At 39.6% G+C, this 8,284-nt stretch carries 8 protein-coding genes and 1 pseudogene; 3 read left to right on the top strand and 6 right to left on the bottom strand.

From position 1 onward, the window contains the following. The coding region (locus TES5_RS13175) for a transposase (RefSeq protein ID WP_068561762.1) at positions 1-261 on the top strand (261 nt) is incomplete at its 5' end. An 81-nt stretch (positions 262-342) separates the two neighbouring features. On the opposite strand, the gene TES5_RS13170 is transcribed toward TES5_RS13175, so the two are convergent. The 3 genes from TES5_RS13170 to galU all read right to left on the bottom strand — a co-directional run bounded on the left by TES5_RS13170 (position 343) and on the right by galU (position 3,451). Then, a complete protein-coding gene (locus TES5_RS13170; RefSeq protein WP_068562448.1) occupies positions 343-1,509 on the bottom strand; it encodes a LegC family aminotransferase in 1,167 nt (388 codons plus the stop codon). Between the two features lie 12 nt (positions 1,510-1,521). Then, positions 1,522-2,499, bottom strand: coding sequence for an NAD-dependent 4,6-dehydratase LegB (locus TES5_RS13165; protein WP_068562447.1), 978 nt, complete (start codon positions 2,497-2,499; stop codon positions 1,522-1,524). Between the two features lie 73 nt (positions 2,500-2,572). Next, the gene (gene galU / locus TES5_RS13160) at positions 2,573-3,451 is read right to left on the bottom strand and encodes a UTP--glucose-1-phosphate uridylyltransferase GalU (RefSeq protein WP_068562446.1); all 879 of its coding nucleotides are present in this window, start codon (positions 3,449-3,451) and stop codon (positions 2,573-2,575) included. A 146-nt stretch (positions 3,452-3,597) separates the two neighbouring features. Between galU and TES5_RS13155 the strand changes: the two genes are divergently transcribed. Further along, positions 3,598-4,374, top strand: a complete 777-nt coding sequence (locus TES5_RS13155) for a nuclease-related domain-containing protein (RefSeq protein WP_068562445.1) — start codon at positions 3,598-3,600, stop codon at positions 4,372-4,374. A gap of 299 nt (positions 4,375-4,673) precedes the next feature. On the opposite strand, the gene galE is transcribed toward TES5_RS13155, so the two are convergent. Genes galE through TES5_RS13140 form a run of 3 tightly spaced genes read right to left on the bottom strand, consistent with a single transcriptional unit; the run spans position 4,674 to position 7,740 of the window. Then, on the bottom strand, positions 4,674-5,687 hold the full coding sequence (gene galE, locus TES5_RS13150) for a UDP-glucose 4-epimerase GalE (protein WP_068562444.1): 1,014 nt from the start codon (positions 5,685-5,687) through the stop codon (positions 4,674-4,676). An 11-nt stretch (positions 5,688-5,698) separates the two neighbouring features. Continuing rightward, on the bottom strand, positions 5,699-6,652 hold the full coding sequence (locus TES5_RS13145) for an LCP family glycopolymer transferase (RefSeq protein WP_068562443.1): 954 nt from the start codon (positions 6,650-6,652) through the stop codon (positions 5,699-5,701). 14 nt (positions 6,653-6,666) lie between these two features. After that, on the bottom strand, positions 6,667-7,740 hold the full coding sequence (locus tag TES5_RS13140; RefSeq protein ID WP_068562442.1) for an LCP family glycopolymer transferase: 1,074 nt from the start codon (positions 7,738-7,740) through the stop codon (positions 6,667-6,669). Between the two features lie 222 nt (positions 7,741-7,962). Here TES5_RS13140 and TES5_RS15435 point away from each other — a divergent pair. Continuing rightward, positions 7,963-8,284: pseudogene (locus TES5_RS15435) on the top strand (transposase); the annotation flags it as partial.

Below are 8,284 nucleotides of genomic sequence, written 5' to 3'. Positions count from 1 at the left end.
GATAATGCCCGTATCCACCACGCCAAGCTGATCCAGCCTTTTCTTAAAGAAAACGCTGGGCGCCTGGCACTCATCTTCCTCCCTCCCTACAGCCCTCAGTTGAACCTAATGGAAGGCGTATGGAAGTGGCTCAAGGAATCGGTCATCAACAATGTTTTTTTTGACCACGTCCAGAAAATCAAACAGGCGGTCCGCGGTTTCTTAGCCGATGTGAACGGGCGTCCCCTTGAGGTGATTGACCGACTGTGCGTGCGGATGTAAAGTATTTAATTCAACCTATATAGCATCTTTTACAGTTGCTGTTTCCAACACAGTAAATTCTTGTATTTCCATAGTGTACTCCTATTCTGCTAAGAGATCATTCAAGCACGATACAACGTATCGAACATCTTCTTCTGTTAAATTCGTACTACAAGGAATATTAATAACATGCTGTGCATAATGAATTGCTTTTTCCACTTCATATGCTTGCGTTCCTTGATAAGGCTTTTGCTCATGAATGAGTCCCCAAATTGGTCTAGTTTGAATTTGCTTCTCTTGAAGAGCATCCATGATTGCTTGGATATCTCGATTACCTTTAATAAACAAAGCATAGAACCAATAGTTCGGTGCTGTTCCTTCACGGAAAGGAAGAAGCTCCACTTCCTTATTGTCTTTTAATAAATCTCGGTAAAGTTCATAATTTACCTTTTTAGTAGTTACGAAGGTATCTAATTGCTCTACTTGTCCAAGTCCTAGAGCCCCTTGTAAATTCGTCATCCGATAATTATAACCTACATCGCCATGAATAAAATTAGTAGGATTATCCTTCGCTTGAGTAGAGAGGTAACGCATATGATGTAACTCATTTTGATCGCGCGCTACAATCATGCCCCCTCCACCAGTTGTCATGATTTTGTTTCCATTAAAGGAATAAGCACCATAATGAGCTAATGTACCAGCATGCATACCAGTCAATTCACCTTCTGTATATACAGAACCCAGCGCTTCTGTTGCATCTTCTATTACTTTTAACTGAAATTCATCTGCAATGCGTAAGATTTCAGCCATATCTGCTAGGTTACCGAAAACATGTACGATTACAATGGCTCGGATTCTCTTACCAGATAAGCGATTCGTTACAATTCCATTCTGAAAACTACATTCTTCTCTCAAGAATTTCTCTAGTTTTACTGGATCCATACATAAAGAATCATCACAGTCCATGAATACAGGTTCTGCTCCACAATAACGGATTGGGTTTACTGCTGCAATAAATGTTAGTGTAGGTGCAATTACTTCTTCTCCATACGTTACTCCTGCTTCCATTAGAGAAAGATGAAGAGCAGCTGTACCGCTTTGAACAGCTACTGCTTCATTTACGCCTACAAAATCTGCAATTTTTTCTTCAAACTGATTAATATAGCTTCCGCCTGTAGAAACCCATTCGGTTTTTACCGCGTCAATCACGTACTCTAATTCATTTCCCTTTAAGTTCGGTACGGATAACGGAATATATGCTCTTGTCAAACCAATCATCTCCTAGATGTTATAAATATCTGCCTTATACTTATCCAGATTATGACGGAAAAATTCGATTGTTTCTGCCAAACCTTCTGCAAAGGTATATTGTGGTTTCCAATCTGTTAGACGCATAATTTTTTCATTCGAGCCTAACAAACGATTTACTTCACTCTTCTCTGGACGTAAACGTTCTTCTTCTGTAATAATTTTCGCATTTGGATTAATTTGACGAATTAGCTCTTCCGCTAATTCTCCGATAGAGATTTCTTGTTGCGTTGCAATATTGATTTCTTCCCCAATTACATTGTCAGCTTTAGCTAATGTAATGAAACCATTCGCAGTATCTTTAACATAGTTGAAATCACGTGTAGGCGTAATAGAACCTAACTTAATTTCTTCTTCACCAGCTAGCAACTGAGTAATAATGGTTGGAATTACTGCACGAGCAGATTGTCTTGGTCCATATGTGTTAAATGGGCGAACAATCGTTACTGGTGTTTCGAAACTACGATAAAAACTTTCTGCCATACGGTCTGAACCAATCTTAGTAGCAGAATATGGGCTTTGCCCTTGGAACGGATGATTTTCATCAATTGGTACATATTGTGCTGTTCCGTATACTTCAGAAGTAGAAGTAGCCAATACTCGTCGTGTATCTAAATCACGTGCTGCCTGCAAAACATTTAATGTTCCTTTGATATTCGTATCTACATACGAATCAGGTGAGTGGTAACTAAAAGGAATTGCGATAAGAGCTGCTAGATGATAGACCGTGTCAATTCCTTGCATTGCAGTCCGTACACCATTGGGGTCACGAATATCACCCGTAAATACTTCAATTTCATTTAAGATGTCTTTAGGCAAAGAATCTAACCAACCCCACGTGTTGAAAGAATTGTAATAGGCAAATGCCCGTACCTTCTCTCCTCTTTTAACTAACTCTTCTGTCAAATGACTTCCGATAAAGCCATCTGCTCCTGTAACTAATACTGTCATTAGAAATACTCCTCTTCAAAAAAATTTACTTTTCTATTTTAATACATTCAACCACAATTGCCTATCAATCCTACTATTTTTTCAGCTGATTCGCCAATTCTTTAATATATTTTACCATTTTATCTTTTGTTTCATCATGATGTAACCCATATTCAATATTTGCCAATAACATGCCATACTTATCCCCAACGTCGTACCGTTTGCCTGTGTATTCATAGGCTACTAGTTGATTGGTTTTATTTAATGTTTCTAACGCATCCGTCAACTGAATTTCGTTTCCAGCATCCGGCTCTTGATTACGTAAAATTTCGAAGATTTCTGGCGGCAGCAAGTATCTGCCTACAATTCCCAAATCACTTGGCGCTTCTTTGGCCTTTGGTTTTTCTACCAATCTCTTAATGGAATAAACTTGTTCGCCAACTTCTTCGTCGATGTCAATCACACCAAATCGGTCCGTTTGAGTTTCCGAAATGCGGACAGTTGCGACTACACCTTTGCCCTGTTGTTGATAGACATTCATTAGACATTTTGTTAGCGGAACATCATTCGGCATAATGTCATCACCCAAGAGTACAACGAAAGGCTCATCCCCAACAAACGCTTCAGCTTGGAGAATCGCATCCCCTAACCCTTTTGGATAAGCTTGGCGCACATAATGAATGGAAGGAATCGTAGTTGATTTTACAGTCTCAAGTAATCGATCCTTGCCCTTTTCTTTCAAGTTTTCTTCGAGCGAGAAGTTTGCGTCAAAGTGGTCTTCAATCGCATTTTTCCCTTTTCCTGTAACGATGAGAATATCTTCAATCCCACTCTTAATCGCTTCTTCTACAATAAATTGAATGCTTGGCGTATCCACAACCGGCATCATTTCTTTTGCCATCGCTTTTGTAGCTGGCAAAAATCTTGTACCTAATCCAGCTGCTGGAATAACTGCTTTTCTAATTTTCTGCATACGTACCATCCTTCCAGTCCAGTTTGCCTTATTATAACAGATTCTACAGGAAGAAAAAACGAACCGATGGGGATTCTTAGGATATCCTTTAGTTTTCAAATGGAAATCTGGTTTTTTTGCGTATCTTATAGGTAAGGAGGAATGATATGTTTATTAAAGAGAGAGAGACCCCTATCCAACTCGTTGTGTTACGGACATTAAAACCAAGATTCAAATTATCTCATGAATACTTGTCGATGCTCGTTCGATTAGAGAATGGCTTAATTGGTGAGGACAAACTGGACGTTTGTATCAAGCTGTCTGGCTGGAAAGCGTATGTAGTTCCAGATTTACGGTGGGCTCATTTCCAGATTGATACAGTTGTCATAGCCAATGGGATTATTCACCTTCTTGAAGTTAAACATTACCAAGGAGAGTGCTACTTTCAAGATGACCGGTTTTTTTATCCGAATCACTTTGAAATTAAGAATCCCCTTCATCAGGCAGCAGATCACGCCATCGCCTTGAAACAAATCCTTCGGGACAAACCGTTTCAGATCAAGCATTGGGTTATCTTTACGAATCCCGACTTCACGTTGAAACAAGCAAAGCGAACCGACCCGATTATCATGCCCAATCAAATCGAGCGTCATTTCGAACAACTGCGTCAATCGTCTTCCCCTCTGACAAACGCTGATTATGAATTGGCAATGCAACTTTTACAGCTTGATAATCCTTCAGCTCAACTGAAGTATCTGGATATTCCGTCCTACGACTTTTCGCAAATCCAGAAAGGTCTTAAATGCAAAACGTGCCATACTATTAGCGTACAAGTATCAGGCAGAACTTGTTTTTGCCAAAAGTGTGGCTGCCGTGAATCCATTTATCCAGTGGTCAAAGAAGCGATTCAGGACTTTGCTGTTCTTTTCCCGAAAATTTGCTGACGGTTTCTTCGCTCTATGACTTTTGCGGGAAACAGGTTTCTACGAGAGTGATTCGGACTACTTTGATGAAAGAGTACGAGCTTGTGCATAAGAGTAGCGCCTCCTATTATCGGTGATGGGAAAGCTTCCGTTACGAGATGGCAGAGCTTGTAACGGAAGGAGCTCGATTTTAGTTGCTTCCGTTACAAGGTTGCTCTGTTCGTGACGGAAGCACCCGATTTTTCTCTGCTTCCGTTACGAAGTAGATCATCTTGTAACGCTCAATCAAAAATGCCAAGGCAGACCGCCTCGGCATTTTTCTATTCACTATATCCATTTGGATTATTTTTTTGCCAGTTCCAAGAATCTCGGCACATATCTTCTAACGTTTTCTCTGCTGTCCAACCTAATACTTCTTTCGCTAGCGTCGCATCCGCATAACAAGTTGCGACGTCTCCCGGCCGGCGCTCAACGATACGATAAGGAATCTTTACATCGTTTGCTAGTTGGAAGTTATTCACTAAGTCCAACACGCTGTAACCAATTCCTGTTCCCAGGTTATACGTTCCTACACCTTTGTACTCGGCAAAACTCTTCAGAGCCTTCAAATGGCCTTTTGCTAAATCAACGACATGGATGTAATCTCTTACTCCAGTACCGTCTGGTGTGTCATAGTCATTGCCGAAGACACTTAGTTCGTCACGTTTTCTAACTGCCACTTGCGTAATGTACGGCATCAAGTTGTTCGGAATTCCAGTTGGATCTTCCCCAATCAAGCCTGATTTGTGTGCGCCAATCGGATTAAAGTAACGAAGCAATGCAATATTCCATTCGTTGTCTGAAACGTGTACATCGCGCAAAATTTGCTCAATCATCACTTTTGTGTATCCATATGGATTGGTGGCACTAGTCGGCATGTCTTCCGTTAGCGGTGAAGGATTGTTCATTCCATAAACCGTTGCTGAAGAACTGAACACAATATTCTTCACTCCATGCTCATTCATTACCTCAAGCAGCATCAATGTACCCGTAATATTATTGTGATAGTATTCAATCGGCTTTTCTACCGATTCACCTACTGCTTTGTATCCGGCAAAATGAATGACAGAATCAATTGATTCTTTCGAAAAAATTTCAGTTAAAGCTGCCTTATCAAGCAAGTCTGCTTCGTAAAAGGGAACTTCTTTCCCCGTAATTTTATGTAGTCGATTCAATACTTCAGGCTTACTATTTGAAAAATTATCTACAATGACTACTTCATTATTTTCTCTTAGAAGTTCCACCACTGTATGACTGCCGATATAACCAGCTCCACCTGTTACTAATACTGCCATGCCATTTCCCCCTAGTCTAATTCAAGTTCTGAACGCAATAAAGATTGCACACGCATTAATTCTTCTTCTGGAATAAAGTGATAGTAGATCCCATCTTCAAGCGTTCCTCCAGAACCTCCAATTTGTTCAGAAACTAAATTTCTTGCTGCACTTAGATATTTATTGCTTTGTAATTGCAGGTAATCAGCAGTTTGGAAATTTGTTTGTACGTTATTTGACAAAGAACCCAGAATTTCTGTGTAGTTTAACAAGGTGGAAGGACTGATGACTTTGTTAATCACACCTTCAATTACGAGTCTTTGACGTGCTTGACGCCCCGTGTCTCCAGCAGGATCTTCGTATCTCATACGGGCGAAAGCTAATGCACGATCACCATCTAGATGCACAGTTTCACCTTGATTGAATTGATAACCTTCTTGATTAAAAGTTAAAGGACTAACAATATCAATTCCACCAACTGAATCTACAATTTCTTTAATTCCTGCCATATTCACTGTTACATAATAGTCAATTGGAATATTCAAAAGGTTTTGAACACTATTAATTGCCATAGCGGTGCCGCCAAAGGCATACGCGTGGTTAATTTTGTCCATCGTTCCGTATCCCACTATTTCGGTGTAAGTATCACGAGGAATACTGATTAAAACTGCCTTCCCTGTATTTGGGTTAATCGTAGCCACCATCATCGAGTCTGAACGGCCTTGTTCCACACGCCCCAAGTCTCCAGTATCCACACCTAATAATAATATAGAAATCGGCTGTTCTTCTCCTAGCGTCACTGCACTGCCACGAATGGGATCCACACCTTCTACCGATTCATATACTTCATCGGTTGCTTTATCAACATGGCGAACCACATTCAGTACATATGCTCCAGCCCCTACAAATAACATAAGGACTAGAAAAAGAAAAATCTTTAATCCTCTTCTTTTCTTCTTACGTGAGCGTGATCTTCTCTCTGACATTATATACCCCTCTCTTAGTAGCTATCGTCTACGTATTCTTCTTCGACATATTCATCTTCATAACTAGCGTATTCTAAATTATAGTAATCTGTGTCGGATAAGTGTAAATCTTCCATTTCAATAGGATTTAATTCCAATTGTTCACGTAATTTATTAGATAGTTCTAATCGCTCTTCTGGATGAACATAGAAATAGTAGATATCTTCGAGCCATAGTTCCTCACCTGTCAAACTATCCTGCTTAAAGTTTTCTAGTGACTTACCGTAAGCTGCGTACATATCTGTCATATCCTTAAAGGTTAAGTTCGTTCGAACGTTATCTTCTAGCGTTTCCAAGATATCCTGATAATTGCGAATCGTCCCTAAACTTAATGCTTTATCTAATATCGCTTTAATTACAATTTTCTCTCTCTTTTGTCTGCCGAAATCTCCATCAGGATCGGTCTTACGCATCCGAGAAAAAGCTAACGCTTCTTTTCCGTCAAGAATTCTTGTTTCACCTTGCGTAAAATAATTCCCCTGATAATCGAATGTTAGAGGGCTTGTAACTTCAATCCCACCTAAGGCATCTACAATATCAATCAATCCAGTCATGTTTACTTCTACATAGTAATCAATGGGAACATTTACTAACTCTTGTATAGAGTTAATTGCCATCTCGGCTTCTCCAAATGCATATGCATGGGTCAACTTATCATAGAAAAGAGAGCCATCATAGGTTTCGTAGCCATCCATTAAAGCATATGTATCTCTTGGAATACTGACTAACGTTGTTGTCCTTGTTTTAGGATTTACCGTACCAATTAGAATGGCATCTGATCGACCGGGTTGATCTTGACGATCGATTGTTCCATTATCCACGCCCAGAAATACAAAGGAAATAGGCTGTGTCGCTTCAATGACTACTTGGGATTCTCGTTTATTTTCAGTATTGATACTATTAAAAATATTATTTGCAGTATTATTCACATCCATGAAGGTCTTCCAAAACAATGTATACAAAACTAAAAATACTCCCATTGCTCCGTAAAAGATATATCTTTTTTTACGCTTCTTCTTTAGTAGGTCACTTCTTTTCATTTCGCTCATATATTTATTAGTGCCTCTTTCCTATATTTCATCATTACACACTAGTATAGCTGAATGAAAGAAAATAAAAAAGTAGCAATCAAACACGGGAGTTTGACACTTACGAATCGAAAAAGCATCCGGAAAGCCCGAGAGGGCTTATTTTTTTTGTCAAATTTATCGGTTAAATTTTGCGTGACTTAGCGTGATTTGTTATAATGAAAATAAAAAGGAGCTGTTCTTATGCGGTTGAAAGTTTCAAAATCTAAAAACGCTGCCTCCTTCTACGTTACCAAAACCATCTATGAGAACGGAAAGGAACGAACCATCACGGTAGAGAAGCTCGGCACTGAAAAGGAGCTCCGTGAAAAACTGGATGGGCAAGATCCTTATGCATGGGCAAAAACGTATGTGTCGGAGCTTACTGCGAAGGAAAAAGAAAACCAGCGAGAAATCCTCGCTCCCTTATCCCCTATCAAACAAATCGAAAAAAATCAGCCTTGTCTATTCAATGGTGGCTACCTGTTCCTCCAGGATATTTATTATGATTTAAAGTTAGACAAGA

It is taken from the genome of Trichococcus sp. ES5 (assembly GCF_900067165.1).
GTDB classification, from domain to species: Bacteria; Bacillota; Bacilli; order Lactobacillales; family Aerococcaceae; genus Trichococcus; species Trichococcus flocculiformis.
Note: the sequence above shows the minus strand (reverse complement) of the source record. Positions and strands in the feature narration are given on the sequence as shown.

Excerpts from the sequence above, each read along its gene's own strand:
- TES5_RS13165 (WP_068562447.1), bottom strand. The coding sequence starts at position 2,499 with ATGACAGTATTAGTTACAGGAGCAGATGGCTTTATCGGAAGTCATTTG.
- galU (WP_068562446.1), bottom strand. The coding sequence starts at position 3,451 with ATGCAGAAAATTAGAAAAGCAGTTATTCCAGCAGCTGGATTAGGTACA.
- TES5_RS13155 (WP_068562445.1), top strand. The coding sequence starts at position 3,598 with ATGTTTATTAAAGAGAGAGAGACCCCTATCCAACTCGTTGTGTTACGG.
- galE (WP_068562444.1), bottom strand. The coding sequence starts at position 5,687 with ATGGCAGTATTAGTAACAGGTGGAGCTGGTTATATCGGCAGTCATACA.
- TES5_RS13145 (WP_068562443.1), bottom strand. The coding sequence starts at position 6,652 with ATGTCAGAGAGAAGATCACGCTCACGTAAGAAGAAAAGAAGAGGATTA.
- TES5_RS13140 (WP_068562442.1), bottom strand. The coding sequence starts at position 7,740 with ATGAGCGAAATGAAAAGAAGTGACCTACTAAAGAAGAAGCGTAAAAAA.